15 protein-coding genes are annotated in these 18,762 nt (G+C 69.9%); 11 read left to right on the top strand and 4 right to left on the bottom strand.

From position 1 onward, the window contains the following. The 4 genes from OPF83_RS16610 to OPF83_RS16595 form a co-directional block, all read left to right on the top strand. Positions 1-537 (top strand): nuclear transport factor 2 family protein (locus OPF83_RS16610; protein ID WP_375546289.1); only part of this gene is annotated, 537 nt, incomplete at its 5' end. A 5-nt stretch (positions 538-542) separates the two neighbouring features. Next, positions 543-1,862 carry a hypothetical protein gene (locus tag OPF83_RS16605; RefSeq protein ID WP_264888747.1) on the top strand — a complete coding sequence of 440 codons (1,320 nt, stop codon included), beginning with the start codon at positions 543-545 and terminating at the stop codon, positions 1,860-1,862. Between the two features lie 81 nt (positions 1,863-1,943). Next, positions 1,944-3,635, top strand: a complete 1,692-nt coding sequence (locus OPF83_RS16600; protein WP_264888746.1) for an AMP-binding protein — start codon at positions 1,944-1,946, stop codon at positions 3,633-3,635. Then, complete coding sequence (locus OPF83_RS16595) at positions 3,632-4,531, top strand: SDR family NAD(P)-dependent oxidoreductase (RefSeq protein WP_264888745.1); 900 nt, start codon at positions 3,632-3,634, stop codon at positions 4,529-4,531. The genes OPF83_RS16600 and OPF83_RS16595 overlap by 4 nt, the downstream gene beginning before the upstream one ends. Positions 4,532-4,559: 28 nt before the next feature. Here OPF83_RS16595 and OPF83_RS16590 read toward each other — a convergent pair whose 3' ends face one another. Then, a complete protein-coding gene (locus OPF83_RS16590) occupies positions 4,560-4,889 on the bottom strand; it encodes a hypothetical protein (protein WP_264888744.1) in 330 nt (109 codons plus the stop codon). Positions 4,890-5,016: 127 nt separating this feature from the next. Beyond that, positions 5,017-6,759, bottom strand: a complete 1,743-nt coding sequence (locus OPF83_RS16585) for an AMP-binding protein (protein ID WP_264888743.1) — start codon at positions 6,757-6,759, stop codon at positions 5,017-5,019. A gap of 205 nt (positions 6,760-6,964) precedes the next feature. Here OPF83_RS16585 and OPF83_RS16580 point away from each other — a divergent pair, with 205 nt between their 5' ends. From OPF83_RS16580 to OPF83_RS16560, 5 genes are all read left to right on the top strand, one after another. Continuing rightward, entirely contained in the window at positions 6,965-8,491 is a 1,527-nt protein-coding gene (locus OPF83_RS16580; RefSeq protein WP_264888741.1) for a CoA-acylating methylmalonate-semialdehyde dehydrogenase, read from the top strand. 28 nt (positions 8,492-8,519) lie between these two features. Then, positions 8,520-9,683, top strand: a complete 1,164-nt coding sequence (locus OPF83_RS16575; protein WP_264888740.1) for an acyl-CoA dehydrogenase family protein — start codon at positions 8,520-8,522, stop codon at positions 9,681-9,683. Positions 9,684-9,686: 3 nt separating this feature from the next. Next, complete coding sequence (gene mmsB, locus OPF83_RS16570) at positions 9,687-10,583, top strand: 3-hydroxyisobutyrate dehydrogenase (RefSeq protein ID WP_264888739.1); 897 nt, start codon at positions 9,687-9,689, stop codon at positions 10,581-10,583. A gap of 28 nt (positions 10,584-10,611) precedes the next feature. Then, on the top strand, positions 10,612-11,475 hold the full coding sequence (locus OPF83_RS16565) for a helix-turn-helix transcriptional regulator (protein WP_264888738.1): 864 nt from the start codon (positions 10,612-10,614) through the stop codon (positions 11,473-11,475). A 334-nt stretch (positions 11,476-11,809) separates the two neighbouring features. Continuing rightward, positions 11,810-13,228: an MFS transporter gene (locus OPF83_RS16560; RefSeq protein ID WP_375546288.1), complete on the top strand. Its 1,419-nt coding sequence runs from the start codon at positions 11,810-11,812 to the stop codon at positions 13,226-13,228. Positions 13,229-13,414: 186 nt separating this feature from the next. On the opposite strand, the gene OPF83_RS16555 is transcribed toward OPF83_RS16560, so the two are convergent. After that, positions 13,415-13,921 (bottom strand): MarR family winged helix-turn-helix transcriptional regulator, encoded by a 507-nt coding sequence (locus tag OPF83_RS16555; RefSeq protein ID WP_264888737.1) that lies wholly within the window; start codon positions 13,919-13,921, stop codon positions 13,415-13,417. A gap of 245 nt (positions 13,922-14,166) precedes the next feature. On the opposite strand from OPF83_RS16555, the gene OPF83_RS16550 reads away from it, so the two are divergent. Both OPF83_RS16550 and OPF83_RS16545 read left to right on the top strand, forming a co-directional pair. Continuing rightward, the gene (locus OPF83_RS16550; protein WP_264888736.1) at positions 14,167-15,714 is read left to right on the top strand and encodes a succinate CoA transferase; all 1,548 of its coding nucleotides are present in this window, start codon (positions 14,167-14,169) and stop codon (positions 15,712-15,714) included. Between the two features lie 35 nt (positions 15,715-15,749). Next, complete coding sequence (locus OPF83_RS16545) at positions 15,750-17,156, top strand: acyclic terpene utilization AtuA family protein (RefSeq protein ID WP_264888735.1); 1,407 nt, start codon at positions 15,750-15,752, stop codon at positions 17,154-17,156. Positions 17,157-17,173: 17 nt separating this feature from the next. Here OPF83_RS16545 and OPF83_RS16540 read toward each other — a convergent pair whose 3' ends face one another. After that, positions 17,174-18,760 (bottom strand): class I adenylate-forming enzyme family protein, encoded by a 1,587-nt coding sequence (locus OPF83_RS16540; RefSeq protein ID WP_264888734.1) that lies wholly within the window; start codon positions 18,758-18,760, stop codon positions 17,174-17,176. Positions 18,761-18,762 lie beyond the last annotated feature (2 nt).

Raw genomic sequence — 18,762 nt, 5'->3', positions numbered from 1 at the left:
AAGGAGTGGATCGACGCCAACGCCGAGTGCGAGCGCAACAAGGACTGGAAGCCCCTCGCCCGGTTCTACGCCGAGGACGCCACCTACGGCTGGAACTACGGCACCAAGGACGACTTCATGGCCGTTGGCCGCGACGAGATCCGCGACATCGCGCTCGGCCAGGAGATGGCGGGGCTCGACGGGTGGGAGTACCCCTACATCCGGACCATCATCGACCCGGAGACCGGCGACGTCCTGTGCCTGTGGAAGCAGATCGCGCGCGACACCGTCGACCCGGCCACCGGGAAGCCGTACGAGGTCCACGGACTGGGTGGCTCCTGGTTCCTCTACAACGGCAACAAGCAGTGGGCCTGGCACCGCGACTTCTTCGACTTCGGCAACGTCGTGGACCTGTTCATGCGCATGTATGAGGCCGACGCCCTGACCCCGTCCATGAAGGCCCGCTTCGAGGGCGCCGGCGGCAAGCCCGCCGGCTGGTACCGGATCGAGGACAGCCCGGCCCCCCTGTGGCCGGTGTCGAGCCCGGACGAGGTCTGAAGCCCGTGACCGGCGAGTCGAGACGAGACCCACTCGAGGACCTGGACCACGACACCCTTGCCCGACTGCTGCCCGACCTGCTGCTGATCGGGCAGCTCATCGACAGGGCGGGAATGCCCGCCCTGCTCGGGGAGTTCGGCGTCGACGGGATGCGGGACGTGGCCATCGAGGAATGGCAGGCGGCCAGCCCGCACTACGCCCGGCGGATGAAGGAGGCACTGCAGATCACCGGCGACGGTGTGGCCGAGATCTTCAAGGGCTTCCAGCTCGACGTGGGGGCCCCGCCCGAGTTCATGGACTTCCGCTACGGGGTCACCGATCACGACCACGGCGAGTTCTGGCTCGACCACTGCGGGGCCCTGATGGACGTCGAGCCGATGGGCGACCGACTGGTCACCACGATGTGCCACGACATCGAGGACCCCACCTTCCCCGCCACCGCGCTGGCCACCAACCCCCGCGCCGTGGTCGAGCCGATCCACCGGCCGCCCCGCAGCCCCGAGGGCCGGACACCGCACTGCCACTGGGTGGTGCGGATCGATCCCGATGTGGAGCCGGCGCCGATGCCCGGACCCGCGATCGAGTCGGCGTCCAGCCGGCTCATCGACTTCCGGTTCGACCCACCCGTCCCGCGGGACGACACCGGGCAGGGCTGGCGGGACGACTACTCGGGCTCGCTGCTGACCGACCTGGTGTTCCGTGAGTTCACCTCCGCGGCCTTGATCCGCACTATCCGCGAGGTGTACCTGCAGATGCACCTACTGGCCGTGGGGTTCCATCAGTCGGTGCGGCGGCGCTCGGACGCCGAGACCGCCGACAGACTGCTCGCCTACCAGGCGACCGGCATCTCCGGGGTCGCCGCGGGTCGGATCCGCGACATCCTGGCCGGGGCCGTGGTCAACTCAGACGCCGCGGGGGTCTCTGAGGCCACAGAGACCTCGGGTGCCGCGGAACTGGCCGCTGTCCTGGACCTGCACCCCCTGTCCGGACCGACCGCCTACACCGGCTACTCCTCGCACCTGTCCGACGACGGCCGGACGCTCACCGTCACGTGGGACACCGAGGCGGACGGGTTCGCCGACGACACCTGGCTCCCGCAACTGGCTGCCGGCGACCTGCGCCCGCTCCGGGCCGCGGCACATGCGGTCGATCCGCGGTGGATCGTCGAGTCCGTTCCCGGCGACGGCGCGCGCGTGGAGGCGGTCCTGCGCCTCGGCTCGGTGCCCACGACGGAATCGGAGGAGGTGGCCGTGACGCGGCTCAGCACGGGAGCGGCCTTCAGCTTCGGGCCCGCCCGCACGCCCCTGCCCATCACGCCCGTGTGAGGCGACTCCGCTGACGCGAGGTCTCCCCAATCACCACACCCACACCCTGCCCTCCCCTCCCCATGACCTGAGGACCATGCAATGGCACACACTTTTGCTGACCTGTTCGAGCACGCGGTGGACGCGTACGGAGACGACCGGCTGGCGGTGGTCGAGGACGACCGCCGGCTGACCTACACCGGTCTGGAGGAGGAGGCCAACCGGTGGTCGTCCGCCCTGTCCGGACTCGGGGTGACCGCGGGCGACCACGTCGCGATCCACCTGCGCAACGGCGTGGACTGCCTGGCGGTGTTCCTGGGCATCCTCAAGCTCCGCGCCGTGCCGATCAGCGTCAACTACCGCTACTCGGGCAACGAGTTGCGGTACCTGTACGACTACTCCGACTCCAGCGTCCTGGTGGTCCACCGTGAGTTCGGTCCCGCCGCCGCCGGGGCCTCCGAGGGGCTGGACGCGCTCCGCCACACGATCGTCGTGGACGACGGCTCCGGAGCCGAGCCCCTCCCGGCGGGTGCGCTGGACTCCCGCGAGTTCCTCGCCGAGGCCTCCACCGAACGGCCGGACATCGAACGCAGTGCCGACGACCTGTTCCTGGTGTTCACCGGTGGCACCACCGGAAAGCCCAAGGGGGTGATGTGGCGGCAGGAGGACCTGTGGCGCAGCCTCGGGGGCGGCGCGGACTACCACACGGGCGAGCCGGTGCCCGACGAGTACCACCAGTCCCGGTCGGGGCTGGCCGGTGACCCGATGCGGTACCTCATCCTGCTCCCGCTCATCCACACCTCGGGGCTCATGCCGAGCTTCACCGGGCTGTTCGCGGGCGGGACCATGCACTACCTGGCGCACTTCCGGGCTGCGGACGTGCTCGAGGAGATCGAGTCCGAGAAGATCCAGGTGGCCGTGGTGGCCGGTGACGCGATGGTCCGCCCGATCGTCGAACGCCTGCAGGAGACCGGAACCGACACCTCGAGCCTGTTCATGATCTCCTCCGGCGCCGCTCTGTTCTCCCCGGCGGTCAAGGCCGACCTCCTCCGCCTGCGCCCGGACCTGATGATCATGGACGCGTTCGGCTCGTCCGAGAGCGGTTTCGGCGGCCTGGGGATGGTCACCAAGGCGAACCTCGACGACGGCTCCTTGTTCGCCGACCACGGCCCGCGCATCCCGCGCGGCACCACGCTGCAGCTGGTCGACGACTTCGACGAGCCGCTCGACGACGCCTCCACCGAGGTCGGATGGATCGTCAAGTCCGGCTACCAGCCCAGCGGCTACTACAAGGACCCCGCCAAATCCGCCGAGACGTTCCGCCAGATCGACGGTACCCCGCGGGTCTTCACCGGCGACCGCGGTCGCTACGACGGCCCGGACTCGATCATCATGCTGGGCCGCGGCAGCCAAGTGATCAACTCCGGCGGCGAGAAGATCTTCGCCGAGGAGGTCGAGGCGGCGCTCAAGGCGGCCGACACGGTGGAGGACGCCGTGGCCCTGGGGGTGCCCGACGAGCGGTTCGGCCACCGGGTCGGCGCGGTTATCCAGTGGGCCGACGGCAGCGGAGACGGCGACCACACGGACGACCATCCGGACGAGCGTTTCGGCCGCCTCGAGTCGTCCCTGCGGGAGAGCCTGGCCGGGTTCAAGATCCCGGTGGCCCTCTGGGTGGTCGACCGGGTCGAGCGGCACCCGAGCAGCAAGACCGACTACGGCTGGGCGCGTCGGCTCGTCGCCGACCGTGCGCCCGACCACGACCGCCGGATCGACCCCGCGGGTACACCGGCATGACCCCGCAGGCCCCGGGCGCGGGTCCGCGACTGGACGGCCGGGCCTTCGCGATCACCGGCTCATCCCGGGGAATCGGCGCCGCCGTCGCCGCCGACCTCGCCTCCCGCGGGGCGGACGTGGTGCTGAACGGCCGTGACGGTGCGGTGGTGGACGAGCAGGTCGCCGACCTGGCGGACCGGTCGAGCGGCCGCGTCTCGGGCGTTGTCGGTCCGGCCCACGAGCCGGAGGTGGCGCGGGAGCTGCTCGCCCGGGCCCGCGAGGAAGGCTCGACGGTGGCCGGCCTGATCACCTGCGCCGGCGTGGCGGAACCGTCCGGGTCGTCGATCCTCACGATCGGCCACGAGGAGTTCGCCGATCTCATCGACGCCCACCTGGGGACCGTCTTCGCGCCCTGCCGGGAGTTCGCGCCCCATTTCGTCGATGCGGGGGCCGGCACGATCGTCACCACGTCGTCGTTCGCCTGGAAGGGCGACTACGGCGGGACCGGGTACCCGGCGGGCAAGGGGGCGGTCACCTCGTTGACCGTGGCGATCGCCGCGGAGCTGGCCGAGCACGGGGTGCGGGCCAACGTCGTGTGCCCGGGTGCGCGCACCAGGTTGTCCGCCGGCGACGACTACGAGGCCCAGATCCACCACCTGGGTCGTCGCGGGCTGCTCGACGAGCTCAGCGTCGCCGGCGCGCTCGACCCCGCCGGTCCCGAGTACGTCGCGCCCCTCTACACCTATCTGGCGACGGAGATGTCCGCCGGGATCACCGGGGGAGTGTTCGCGGGAGCCGGCGGGTTCCTCGGGCGGTTCCCCACCCCGGAGGCCGAGATCCTGGCCTATCGCGATTTCCACGCCAGCGCACCGTGGACCCCCGAGGAGATCGACGCGTTCGTCCGGGACCGGGCGTGACGGCGCCCGTCGTCACCGAGCCGCCCGGTCAGGCGCCCTCGCCGCCGAGCTCGGCCACGCACAGGACCTTGTTCGAGTTGTTGGTGGTGAGGATCATCCCGGTGGCCCCCTCGACCACGGCGCAGATCTCGCGGGTGGCGCCCTCCGCGGGGATGTCCAGGACGGCCTTGACCTCGTAGCGGGCCTGCGGGTCGTCGCAGTCGACGGCCTCGTGGTCGGTCTGGCCGATGATGCACTCGCCTACGTCCGGGTTGGTGGCCGGGAGCACGCCTGCGCTCTGGAGCATCGACCTGCCGCCGAAGGCGAAGAAGCCGATCACCAGCAGAACGATCACCGCCACCACCACGCCGATGAGCACGGCGGGCGACTGTCGGCGCCCGGACGGGGGCCGGGTCGGGAGAGGGCATCGGTGAACCTTTCGCGGGCCGGGAGGTCCGGCTCGGACTAGGTGAGCCCATTTCACCGCCCTGGCAGGCTGGGTGCCCTCAGGCGCTGCCCAGCACGTCTTCCCGGAATTCGCCGGGGAAGTCCACCGAAGGGCCGTTGTCGGACTCTCCGTTACGGAGGTCGACCCGCCGGATCTTGCCCGAGATGGTCTTGGGCAGGTCGGTGAACTGCAGTCGGCGGATCCGCTTGTAGCCCGCGAGATGGGTGCGGGAGTACTCGAAGATCTCTCGCGCGGTGTCCTCGGTGGGCTCCCATCCGCCTGCGAGCACGACGAAAGCCTTGGGGACGCTGAGCCGGACCGGGTCGGGGGAGGGGACCACGGCCGCCTCGGCGACGGCCGGGTGCTCCAGCAGAACCGACTCCAGCTCGAACGGGGAGATCCGGTAGTCGGAGGACTTGAACACGTCGTCGGTGCGCCCGACGTAGGTGATGTAGCCCTCCGCGTCCCGGGATCCCACGTCACCGGTGTGGTAGAAGCCGCCGTAGTAGGCGGCGTCGGTGCGCTCGGCATCACCGTGGTAACCGACCATCAGTCCTAGCGGGCGGGGATCGAGGCGCAGGCAGATCTCACCCTCCGCGCCGTCGCCGGCGACCTCCTGACCGGTGGCCGGGTCGACCAGCACCACGTCGAAGCCGGGGCACGGCCGGCCCATCGAGCCGTCCTTGATGGGCTGGCCCGGGGTGTTGGCGATCTGCACGGTGGTCTCGGTCTGGCCGAACCCGTCGCGGATCGTCACTCCCCACGCGTCCCGGACCCGGCCGATGACCTCGGGGTTGAGCGGCTCGCCGGCGCCCACCGCCAGGCGGGGCGGCACCTGCAGTTGGGACAGGTCGGCCTGGATGAGCATCCGCCACACGGTCGGCGGGCAGCACAGGCTGGACACGCCGCAGCGGTCCATCTCGCGCATCATCGCCGCGGCGTCGAAGCGGGAGTAGTTGTAGATGAACACGCACGAGCCCGCGATCCACGGCGTGAACACGTTGGACCACGCGTGCTTGGCCCAGCCGGGCGAGGAGACGTTGAGGTGCACGTCCCCGGGCTGCAGTCCGATCCAGTACATGGTCGACAGGTGACCCGCCGGGTAGGAGGCGTGCGTATGCTCGACGAGCTTGGGCTTGCTGGTGGTGCCGGAGGTGAAGTACAGCAGCAGGGTGTCGTCGGCGTGGGTGGTGTGGGTCGGTTCGAAGTCGGGGGAGGCGTCCATCGCGCCGGCCAGGTCGGTCCAGCCCTCCGGCGCGCCACCCCGCTCGTCCCCGCCGACGGAGATGCGCTGGTAGTCACCGGAGATGTCGGCGAAGCGCTCGGCCAGCTCGGCCCGCGCGATGACGTGCTTGATCCCGCCGCGTGCGATGCGGTCCCGCAGGTCGCCCTCGGCGAGCAGCGTGGTGGCGGGGATGACCACGGCACCGAGCTTGATCGCCGCCAGCATGACGTCCCACAGCTCCACCTGGTTGGCCAGCATGAGCAGGATGCGGTCACCGGGCTCGACGCCCCGCTCACGCAGCCAGTTGGCCGTGCGGTCGGACCGGACCCGCATCTCGTCGAACGAGTACTTGGCCTCGGTCGGGGCGCCGCCGCCGTCGTTCTCCTCGACGATCCACAGGGCGGGGTCGTCGTTGCCCTCGGCCTGGACGTCGAACCAGTTCAGTGCCCAGTTCCACTCGTCGAGTTCGGGCCAGGAGAAGCCGTCGCGGGCGGCGTCGTAATCCTCGGCGTGGGCCTGGAGGAAGTCGCGCGCGGCGCGGAACTTCTCGGTGGCATTGGTGGAGAGCGGGGACATGGGTGCTCCTGTCGACAGGGGTACTCGTTTCGTGAGTCAGCTCACACTAGGCCCGTGCGACAGGGGGCAATACACCCGAAAGGGGAGGGCGGCCGTCGAAATCCTCACCGCCCCTGGATTACTAGGAGGTGCAAGTATATGGTGATGACCATCACGAGAAGGGCGATGGTCGCTGGGACCGGAGCCCGCCGAGGAAGGGGCAACCATGGCAGATCTCAGGCAGGTCGAGCACTACATCAACGGCAAGCGCGTCGTCGCCACCGGCGGACGTAGCCAGGAGGTGCTCAACCCGAGCACCGGACAGGCGCAGGCGGTCGTGCCTCTCGCCTCCAAGGCCGAGGTCGACGACGTCATCGCCAAGGCCGCAGTCGCCCAGAAGGAGTGGGCGGCCCAGAACCCGCAGAAGCGCGCCCGCGTGCTCATGCGCTTCGTGGACCTGGTCAACCAGAACATGGACGAGCTGGCGGAGCTGCTCGCCATCGAGCACGGAAAGACCACCCCGGACGCGCGCGGCGACGTCCAGCGCGGCCTCGAGGTGATCGAGTTCGCGCTCGGCATCCCGCACCTGCTCAAGGGCGAGTACACGGAGAACGCCGGTACGGGCGTCGACGTCTACTCGATGCGCCAGCCCCTCGGCGTGGTCGCTGGCATCACCCCGTTCAACTTCCCGGCCATGATCCCGCTGTGGAAGGCCGGCCCCGCCCTGGCCTGCGGCAACGCGTTCGTCCTCAAGCCTTCCGAGCGTGACCCCTCCGTGCCGGTCCGCCTGGCGGAGCTGTTCACCGAGGCCGGCCTGCCGGACGGTGTCTTCCAGGTCGTCCACGGCGACAAGGAGGCCGTCGACGCGATCCTCGAGAACGACACGATCAAGGCGGTGGGCTTCGTCGGCTCCACGCCGATCGCGCAGTACATCTACGAGAACGCCGCCCGCACCGGCAAGCGCGCACAGTGCTTCGGTGGCGCCAAGAACCACGCGATCATCATGCCGGACGCCGACCTAGACCAGGTCGCGGACGCCCTGGTCGGAGCCGGTTTCGGTTCTGCCGGTGAGCGCTGCATGGCCATCTCGGTCGCCGTCCCGGTCGGGGAGGGTACCGCGGAGCGCCTGCTGGAGAAGCTGGTGCCGAAGGTCAAGGCCCTCAAGGTCGGCCACAGCCACGACCCGCAGTCCGACTACGGCCCGCTGGTCACGCCCGAGTCCAAGGCCCGCGTGCTGGACTACATCGACCAGGGCGAGAAGGCCGGCGCGGATGTCGTCGTCGACGGACGTGGCGTCGGTGCCTACAACGGCGAGTTCAACGGTGAGGACATCTCCGGCGGCTACTTCGTCGGGCCGACGCTGTTCGACAACGTCACCACCGACATGAGCATCTACACCGACGAGATCTTCGGCCCGGTCCTGGCGATCGTGCGCGCGAAGGACTTCGAGGAGGCGCTGGCACTGCCGAACGAGCACGAGTACGGCAACGGCGTGGCCATCTTCACCCGCGACGGCGACGCGGCCCGCGAGTTCGTCTCCCGTGTCGAGGTGGGCATGGTCGGCGTCAACGTCCCGATCCCGGTGCCGATCGCCTACCACACTTTCGGCGGCTGGAAGAAGTCCGGCTTCGGCGACCTCAACCAGCACGGACCGGAGTCGATCAAGTTCTACTCCAAGGTCAAGACGGTCACGCAGCGGTGGCCTTCGGGCATCAAGGACGGTGCCGAGTTCGTCATCCCGACCATGGACTGAGTGCGGGTCACCGTAGGAGAGGACCGTCATGTTCACCCTTGATGACGACGACAAGGTCATCGTCGACGCCGCCCGGGAGTTCTCGGACAAGCGGATCGCGCCCCACGCTCTCGAGTGGGATGAGAGCCATCATTTCCCGAAGGACGTCCTCCGGGAAGCCGCCGAGATGGGCATGGGCGCGATCTACGTCTCCGAGGACGTCGGGGGCAGCGGGATGCGTCGCCTGGACGGGGTGCGCATCTTCGAGCAGCTCGCCCGCGGCTGCCCGGCGGTGGCGGCGTACCTGTCGATCCACAACATGTGCGTGTGGATGATCGACGAGTTCGGCACCGACGAGCAGCGGCAGCAGTGGATCCCGAAGCTCGCGTCGATGGAGCTCTTCGCGAGCTACTGCCTCACCGAGCCCGGCGCGGGGTCGGACGCGGCGGCGCTGCGGACCAAGGCGGTGCGCGACGGCGACGAGTACGTGCTGACCGGGACCAAGCAGTTCATCTCCGGTGGCGGTCAGTCGGACGTCTACGTGGTGATGGCGCGGACCGGTGAGGCGGGGCCGAAGGGAATCTCGACGTTCATCGTCCCTGCCGATTCGGAGGGACTGAGCTTCGGCCCGAACGAGGTCAAGATGGGCTGGAACGCGCAGCCCACGGCGCAGGTGATCATGGAGGGCGTCCGCGTGCCGGCCGCCAACCTCATCGGTGGTGCGGACACCGGCGGCGAGGGCCTCGGGTTCACCATCGCGATGAAGGGCCTCAACGGCGGGCGCATCAATATCGCGGCCTGCTCGCTGGGCGGTGCCCAGCGGGCCTATGCGCAGGCGGTCGCGCATCTGCGGGACCGCGAGGCGTTCGGTGGCGCACTCATCGACGAGCCGACCATCCGCTTCACGCTGGCCGAGATGGCCACCGAGTTGGAGGCCAGTCGGCTCATGCTGTGGCGCGCGGCCGCGGCCCTGGACGCCAAGGAGCCGGACTTCGTCGAGCTGTGCGCCATGGCCAAGCTGTTCGTGACCGACCGGTGCTTCGACGTCGCCGACCGCGCACTGCAGCTGTTCGGCGGATACGGGTATCTGGCCGAGTACGGAATCGAGAAGATCGTGCGGGATCTCCGGGTGCATCGCATTCTGGAGGGAACGAACGAGATCATGCGTGTCGTCGTCGGCAGGGCCGTCGCCGCGCGCGGACTGGGAGCATAGAAGATGACAAACGGTTCACAGACGATAGCGTTCCTCGGCCTCGGCAACATGGGCGGACCCATGGCTGCCAACCTGGCCAAGGCGGGCAACGAGGTCCGGGGTTTCGATCCGGTCGAGGCCGCCCAGGACGCCGCACGCCAGGCCGGCGTCACGGTGTGCGAGTCGCCGGCGCAGGCCGTGGAGGGGGCGTCGGTGGTCATCACCATGCTGCCCAACGGTGCGCTGGTCACCTCCACCTATTCCGAGGTGCTCTCTTCGGCGGAGAAGGGGACGTTGTTCATCGACTCGTCCACGATCTCGGTCGACGACGCGCGTGCGGTGCACGCCCAGGCCGTCGACGCCGGGATGCTCCAGGTCGACGCCCCGGTCTCGGGTGGGGTCAAGGGCGCCACCGCCGGCACACTGGCCTTCATGGTTGGTGGCGAGGACGAGGCGTTCGCCGCGGCGCAGCCGGTGCTCGAGCCCATGGCCGGCAAGATCATCCACTGCGGGGGCACCGGTGCGGGGCAGGCCGCGAAGGTCTGCAACAACATGGTGCTCGCGGTCCATCAGATCGCGATCGGTGAGGCGTTCGTCCTCGCCGAGCGGCTCGGGCTCTCGCACCAGGCGCTGCACGACGTCGTCACCGGCGCGACGGGCAACAGCTGGGCCCTGCACACCAACTGCCCGGTCCCGGGCCCGGTACCCACGTCGCCGGCGAACAACGATTTCGCGCCCGGGTTCGCCACAGCTCTCATGAACAAGGACCTCGGGCTCGCCCTGGCGGCACTGGAGAGCACGGGCACCGTCGCACCGCTGGGCGCCGCGGCGGCTGCACTGTATGACGAATTCGCGCAAGACAACGGGGACAAGGATTTCAGTGCGATAATCACCAGTATCCGCGCCTCGGCGGGGAACTGAACACATCTCCATTCTCGGGAGTTCCACCATGTCCATCCTTCGACCCAGTGACTCGGATGCGGTCCTCGGCGCCCTTCGCAAGGTCCGCCAGGAATCCGGGTTGCCGATGGTGTTCGCCGGGGAGGCCGACGGCGAGACGGCCCGACTGAACCGCTTCATCGGTGCCCGTACCTCGTCCATGCAGGGTCTCGCCGTGGCCAAGGGCAGGGGACTGGGCGGTCGCGTCATGGTCTCGGGTCGGCCGGCGACGGTTCGCGACTACGAGGACTGTGAGGGCATCACCCGGGACTATGCCGAGGCGGTGGAGCGCGAGGGCCTCCGGGCCATCATCTCGGTACCTGTCATGGTCTCGGGTGTCGCCCGGACGGTCCTCTACGGATCAGCCCGGGTGGCCACCCAGCTCGGGGACCAGGTCTCGCGGTCGTTCATCCGGGCGGCCAACGAGCTCGCCACGGAGTTCCAGGTCCGCGACGAGGTCGACCGGAGGCTCCGGATGGCGGACCTCGCGGCAGCAGAACACAGCGTCGGGCTGGAATCCGCCGATCGTGAGCAGCTCAGGATGCTCCACGGCGAGCTCCGTGCGATCGCTGCGGAGCTCGGGGATCCGGCATTGCGGAACCGACTCCTCGCGGCGGGCTCCGCGCTGGCCGGTGTGGGGCGTCCGACTGCGGTGGGGGAGGACCCGGTCCCGGAGAAGACGATCCTCTCGCCGCGGGAGATCGACGTGCTCGCACAGGTGGCGCTCGGGTGTTCCAACGCCGAGGTGGGGGCGCGCCTGTCCCTGTCTCCCGAGACCATCAAGGCCTACCTCCGCAACATCGGGACCAAGCTGGGTACCCGGTCGCGGATGGAGTCCGTCGCGCGGGCCAGGTTGCTCGGGATCCTTCCCTGACCTGACCTGACCGGCGATGGAGCCGCACCACAGCTCACGGCCGAACCCCCGCGCACGACCGAACCACGTCGCAACGATCTCAGACGTTCCGCACACTGCCCCCGGGAAGGGTGGTGTGCGGAACGTCTTTCGTGCCACGGCCTGACCGTGGTGTGTGCCTCGGGATCGGGCTTCGTGCCAGCAGATGTGGCCCAGATCACCCGGTATCCACTTTCGGGTGTACCGGGTGTGGCCCGCCTCACATAGTTTTCTCGGCGTCGACGTGAACGCGTCGGAAGAACGTGTCAGTGCCGCGGTCACCCTGCGCGGCGACACCGAGAGATCTGGAGTTGTCGTGACGATAACTAGTTCATCCGTACCAGGCTCGCCGCCATCCGGCGCCCCGGCCAAGCCGACCTCGCTCAGGCGTGTCGCCGCGGCGTCGTCGATCGGCACCACGATCGAGTGGTACGACTTCTTCATCTACGGCACGGCCGCCGCACTGGTGTTCCCCACGCTGTTCTTCTCGGAGCAGAGCGCCGCGTCCGCCACCCTCTCGTCGTTCGCGACGTTCGCTGTGGCCTTCTTCGCGCGCCCGGTCGGCGCCGCCGTCTTCGGCCACTTCGGTGACCGGATCGGCCGTAAGCGCACGCTCGTGTGGACCCTCATGATCATGGGCGTGGCCACCGTGTTCATCGGCCTGCTCCCGGGCTACGAGACGGGAGCGTTCGGAGCCTTCGAGAACGGGATCGGCATCCTCGCGCCGACGCTGCTCGTGGCATGCCGCTTCTTCCAGGGCTTCGCCGTGGGCGGCGAATGGGCCGGCGCCACGCTGCTCACCGCCGAGTACGCGCCGGAGGGCAAGCGCGGGGTCATGGCCATGTGGCCGCAGCTGGGCGTGGCATTCGCCTTCTTCCTGTCCTCGGGCACCTTCCTCCTCTTCGCCGTCGTCGCCGGTGAGGGCGCGGGTCCCGACAGTGCCTTCATGCAGTACGGCTGGCGCGTCCCGTTCCTCATGTCCGCCGTGCTGGTCCTCGTCGGTCTCTGGATCCGCCTGTCGGTCGAGGAGACCCCGGTGTTCAAGGCGGACCGTGTCCGCGCCGCTGCTGACATCGCTCCCAAGACCCTGCCCTTCGCGGACGCGATCCGCTACCAGTGGAAGGAGATCCTCCTCGCCGGCGGAGCTCTGACCTCGCTGTTCTCGCTTTTCTACATGGGGACGTCGTTTCTCACCAGCTACGCCACCAAGAACCTCGAGCACCCCCGCACCTTCGTCCTGGCGATGGGCATGGTCGCGGCGGTCGTCTTCGGCCTCGCCATCGCCCTCTCGGCGATGTTCTCGGACCGCTTCGGTCGCAAGAAGGTCATCGGCACCTCCGTCGCCCTGGCCGTGGTCTGGTCGCTGGTGGTGTTCCCGATCCTCGACACCAAGTCGACTTTCGCGTTCGTGATCGGTCTGCTCGTCACGCTGATCATCTTCGGAATCGCCTACGGCCCGGCGGGTGCGCTGCTGCCCGAGCTGTTCCAGGCCCGCTACCGCTACACCGGCGCCGGCCTCGGCTACAACCTCGCCGGGATCCTCGGCGGCGCGCTCCCTCCGCTCGCCGCCGCCGCGATGGTCGGCCAGGGTAATTCGTTCGGGGTCGGCATCATGCTCTCGCTCCTGTCGGCGATGTCGATGATGTGTGTGCTCGCGATGTCCGAGTCGAACACGAACAAGGTGCTCGCCGAGGTCGAGGAAAACGATCCGGTCATGGCGACCGAGGTCCCGTGACCTGGTGACCGGCGGCCCGGACACGGGTCACACCGCACACGCTTCCGCGCCCGGCCCCACCCGAGAGGGGCTGGGCGCGGTGCCGTCGTGCGGGCCGGACAGGAGCCGCCGGTGGGCTGGTCTGGAGACGTCGCCGGGCCGGTCAGAATGCGCCGCTGGGCAGAACGGTAGCCGCAGGCCGGCAGGTCAGAAGTCGCCTGCGGTCCGGCGCAGGGAGGCGATCGCGTCGATTAGCGCGGCCTGCTCCGGTGCGTCCATCCCGGGGTCGGCGAAGATGCCGGAGTTGAGCGCCTCGGTCGCCTCGTCGACGACACGGCGTCCCTCGTCGGTGATCTCCACCAGTGTCGTGCGCCCGTCGGTGGGGTGCGGGCGACGCTGGACGAGCCCGGCCTCCAGCAGGCGCTTCATCGCGCTGGTGACGCTCGTGACGTGAACCTGGAGGCGCTCCGAGGCCTTGGTGATGGGCATGGCGCCCGAGCGGGAGAACGCGAGCAGGCGGAGGAGTTCGTAGCGGGGGAACGACAGGTTCCAGGGGCGCAGGGTCTCCTCGACCCGGGCCAGGAGGATCTGGTGCGCGCGCATCACGGACGTCACCACGGTCATCCCCTGCGCGGCGTCGACCCATCCCTGACGTTCCCAGTTGGCGCGGGCCTGGTCGATGCGATCGGGGATCGGTGCGGTCCTGGGGGACAAGGTTCACTCCTCGGGCCACGGTGGTCGACTGGTCGGTCGAGTCTATCCGCCGGGGACGGTGAATACGGTCAGGCTGAGCGACCGGGCGGGCATCCGGGTCACGAAGTCCACGTCTGCACCGGGTGTCCGGTATCCGGGCGATGATGACGCCGACGACATCGGGAGCGTGAGCCACCCCACCAGTTGAGGGGTGAGCGGAGGTCAGCGGTTCGGAGATCGCCGCGCGGCCCCGCTACGCTCCGCCCATGACCACCACCGTTTCGCCGGGTGCCACCGTCGACTCCGTGCGCGTCCGCCACCCTTACTTCCAGGGTCTTGTCACGGACGCAGCGACGGCGGTCTCTCGTATCAAGGACGGCGACACGGTCGCGATCTCCGGCTTCGCGAGTGCCGGCACGCCCAAGGCGTTCGCGCCCGCGCTGGCCGAGCGTGTCCGCCGGGTCCGGGCCGACGGCGGCAGCCTGAGCATCAATCTCCTCACCGGCGCATCGGTGGCGGGCGAGGCCGAAGCGCTCCTCGCCGAGGTCGACGGCGTCGCGCTGCGCATGCCGTACCAGAGCGAGCCCACCGCTCGCGGCAAGATCAACGACGGTCGGATGGACTACGTGGACATCCACCTCTCGCACGTCGCCCAGCAGGTGTGGGAGGGCTACTACGGGACCGTGGACGTCGCCGTGGTGGAGGTCGCCGCCGTCACCGAGGACGGCAAGCTGATCCCGTCGATGTCGGTGGGGAACAACAAGACCTGGCTCGAGGTCGCGGACGCCGTGATCCTCGAGGTGAACTCGTGGGTGCCGCTCGAGGTCGAGGGCATGCACGACGTCTACTACGGCACCGCGCTGCCCCCGAACCGGTCGCCGATCATGATGACGGGGCCCGCCGACCGGATCGGCCAGCCGTACCTCGAGGTGGACCCGTCGAAGGTCGTGGCGGTGGTGCACACGAACGAGCAGGACTCGGAGACGAAGGTCGCCGCGCCCGACGCGATCAGCCAGGCCATCGCCGGTCACGTGGTGGAGTTCTTCCGGAGCGAGGTCGAGTCGGGTCGGATGCCGGCCGACGGACTGCTCCCGCTCCAGGCGGGGATCGGCAACGTCGCCAACGCGGTGCTCGCCGGCCTCGCGGAGGGGCCGTTCACCGGTCTGACCTGCTACTCCGAGGTCATCCAGGACTCCATGCTCGACCTCATCCGGCAGGGCAGGGTCGCCCACGCCTCGGCCACGTCCCTGGCGCTGTCCGGTGCCGGACTGGCGGAGCTGGTGGACAACATCGACCTCTACCGTGAGCACGTGACGCTGCGCCCGCAGGAGATCAGCAACCATCCGGAGATCGTCCGACGCCTCGGGATCATCGGCATGAACGGCATGCTCGAGGCCGACGTCTACGGCAACGTCAACTCCACCCACGTCGGCGGCACGCGCATCATGAACGGAATCGGCGGCTCGGGCGACTTCACCCGCAACGGGTACGTGTCCATGTTCCTGTCCCCGTCCACGGCGAAGAACGGTGCGGTCTCGGCGATCGTGCCGATGGTGCCCCACGTCGACCACACCGAGCACGATGTGCAGGTCATCGTCACCGAGCACGGGCTGGCGGACCTGCGCGGCCTGAGCCCGCGCAAGCGCGCGGCGGTGGTCATCGACCGCTGTGCCGACCCGGCGTTCCGCCCGCTCCTGCACGACTATGTCGATCGCGCGACATCGCGGCCGAACGCGGGCAACACTCCGCATATCCTCGAAGAGGCCTTCTCGTTCCATACCCGGCTGGCCATGACTGGCAGCATGCTGGAGTAAGGCCCGAACGACACCCGAGACGCACCGGAGGATCGATGACGAGTAGTACGCGGCCCCTGCGGATCGGGAACCTCTCCGCCTCCCGGACCGACCGGGCCACGGCGACCGCCGAGTTCCTCGCCGCCTCGAGGCTCGACGTGGTGGCCCTGGACATGCTGTCGGACGAGGCGGTGGCGGATCTCGCCGCGCAGCGCACAGCAGGTGGCCCCGGGTACGAGACCGCCGCGGTGGTGCAGCTGCGTGAGTGTCTCGACCTCCTCGGCTCGGGCGGTGTCCGGGTGGTCACCAATGCGGGGGCGCTCGATCCGGAGGGACTCGCCCACGAGTTGCGGGCACTGGCCCGCGAATCGGGAATTGATCTGCCCGTGGCCTCGGTGGTCTCAGGCGAGGTGACGGACCGGGCAGCCGAACTCGGTCTCGGCGAGGTCGACGTGGCGACCGTGCGGCACGGGGCGTTCGGGATCGCCCGCGGTCTGGCGGCGGGCGCCGTCGTCGTCGTCACCGGTCGCGTCAGCCGCGAGGCGCTCGTGACGGGCGCCGCCGCGGCGCACCACGGCTGGACCCACTCGGCCCTCGACGCGCTCGCAGGCTCGGTCGCGGTGGGCCACGTGCTGTCGGGAGGCCCTGGCGCTACAGGCGTAGTGGACTCCTCGACGGACGTCACCCGCACCACCGACCCCGTGACCGGCGGGTACCCGATCGCCGAGATCGCAGGCGACGGCTCGGCCGTCATCACCCGTCACCCGTCGGCGTTCGGCTCGGTCACCGTCGGCACCGTCACCGACCAGCTCCTCGACGGCGTGGCCGGCGCACGGTACGCCGCGCCGGACGTGGTGCTCCGGCTCGACTCGGTCCGCCTGGCGCAGGAGGGCACGGACCGGGTGCGGCTCAGCGGGACGCGGGGGGAGCCCGCGCCCCCGGTCGTCGCGGTGGTGGGGATGGGCCGCGCGGAGGATGAGGTGCGGCCCGGTCGGGTGGCGCGCCCGCTGCCGCAGGGCGAGGCCGGACACGTGGTGGTGCTGCCGGACGGCGCCCGGGAGAACGTGCCGGTCCCGGGCGAGACCGCGCCCATCGGCCCCGGCGAGCTGCCCACGCCCTGGACGCCGAGTGCCGTGCCCGGAGGCGCGGGGGTGTCGACCCAGCTCGGCTCGGTCGCCAGCGTGCGACGCGGCGTGGTGGGTCGCGGGGTGAACATCGCCGTGTGGACCTGGGACGACTCGGCGTTCGCGTGGCTCGCCGGTGAGTTCACCGAGGAGCGGCTGCGCGAGCTCGTCGGCGCGCTCGACGGCATGGAGGTGCGGCGCTACCCGCTGCCCAACCTGCGCGCGGTCAACTTCGTCGCGCGCCCGCCGCGGGGCGTTGCCGCGGCCGCCGGGCTGGGGGCCGAGCTGGCCTCCGCGCGGCTCGAGGTCCCGGGCGAGCTGCTCGAGTACGGCCCGTAGCGCGCGGCCGGCCGGCCTCAGGTCATCGACCGCAGTTCGACCTTGCGGATCTTGCCGGTCGCGGTGCGGGGGATGGCGTCGGTGATCACCACGTCGCGTGGTCGCTGGGAGGACGTGAGCCGCTCCGCACCGAACGCCGTCACCGAGGCTGCCAGCTCCTCGTGACCGGGTGCGTCCTCGGTGGGCACCACCACCGCGACCACCAGCTCGCCCCACGTGGGATCGGGTCGGCCGATGCACGCGACCTCGGCGACGTGCGGATGGTCCATGAGGACGCGTTCGACGTGCAGGGAGCTGACGTTCTCGCCGCCGGACTTGACGATGTCCTTGACCCGGTCGGCGAACCAGACCACGCCGTCGGCGTCGATCCGGCCCAGGTCACCCGAGTGCATGTGGCCGCCCACGAACGCCGCCGCGTTGGCGTCCGGGTTGTTCCAGTACCCCTCCATCACCGTGGGGCCGCGGTAGGCGAGCTCGCCGTCGCCGCCGATGTCGACCAGCTCCGGGCCGCCGGGTTCGCAGATGCGGTTCTCGGCGACGGGGGTCGGGTATCCCCAGGAGTCGGACTTGTCGGGGTTCAGTTCGGGCCACTGCATCACGGTCGCGGGGGTGCACTCGGACATGCCCGAGGCCAGGATGATGCGCGCGTCCGGGAGCGCCGCGGTGAGCCGGTCCCGCATCTCGGCTGACATCGGTGCCATCGCATAGAGCAGCATCTCGATCGCGCTCAGGTCCAGGCCTCGTTCTGCGCCGTCGGCGAGGGCCTGGAGCATGAGCGGCAGGCCCACGAGGTGCGTGGCGCGGACGCGGGCGACGGTGTCGGAGTACTGCACCGGGTCGAAGCCGGGGAGGAGGTGGATGTGCGCGCCCATCGTGATCCCCGCCAGGAGCACGCCGTTGAGGCCGGCGGTGTGGAACAGCGGGAGCGGGAGCACCGTCACCGCGCCCGTGGCGCCCCAGGGCATGCCGAAGATGGCGCCGTTCGACAGGCCCGCCATGGTCACCGCCAGGTGGGAGGTGAGGACGCCCTTGGGGCGGGAGGTGGTGCCGGAGGAGTAGAGGCACTGGACGACCTGTCGGTCGCCGATCACCGTGTCGGGGTTGGAGTCGTCACCGGAGAGCACGTCGTCCCAGCCGTGGAGCGCGGGTCCCTCTGGTGCGGTGGCCAGGCCGTCGGGAACCCCGCCGACGACTACGACGTGGTCGATCGCCGGAACCGCGGCGACCGCTCCGAGTGCGAGCTCCGCCAGGGCCGAGTGGACCACGAGCACCCGTGTCCCGGAGTCGGACAGGGCGTGCACGATGTTCTCCGGCCCCGACAGCAGGTTGATCGGCAGGCTCACCATGCCGGCTTTGGCGGTGCCGAAGTAGGTGGCCACGAACTCGCGGCAGTTGGTCGACAGGATCGCCACGGGTTCCTGCTCTGCCACGCCGAGCTCGACGAGTCCGTGTGCGAGGCGGTTCGACATCGACTCCAGCTCGCGGTACGTCCACGATCCGGAGTCGTCGGTGACCGCGGCGCGATCGGCGAAGGTCGCGGCCGCCCGGGTCGGGATGTCTCCCACCGAGCAGCGTCGGGCGAGGGCGTGGTCGTTGGGGTCGATTC

It is taken from the genome of Dietzia sp. NCCP-2495 (genome assembly GCF_026011735.1).
In the GTDB taxonomy this organism is placed as follows: Bacteria; Actinomycetota; Actinomycetes; order Mycobacteriales; family Mycobacteriaceae; genus Dietzia.
This window is presented reverse-complemented; position numbering and strand designations above follow the sequence as displayed.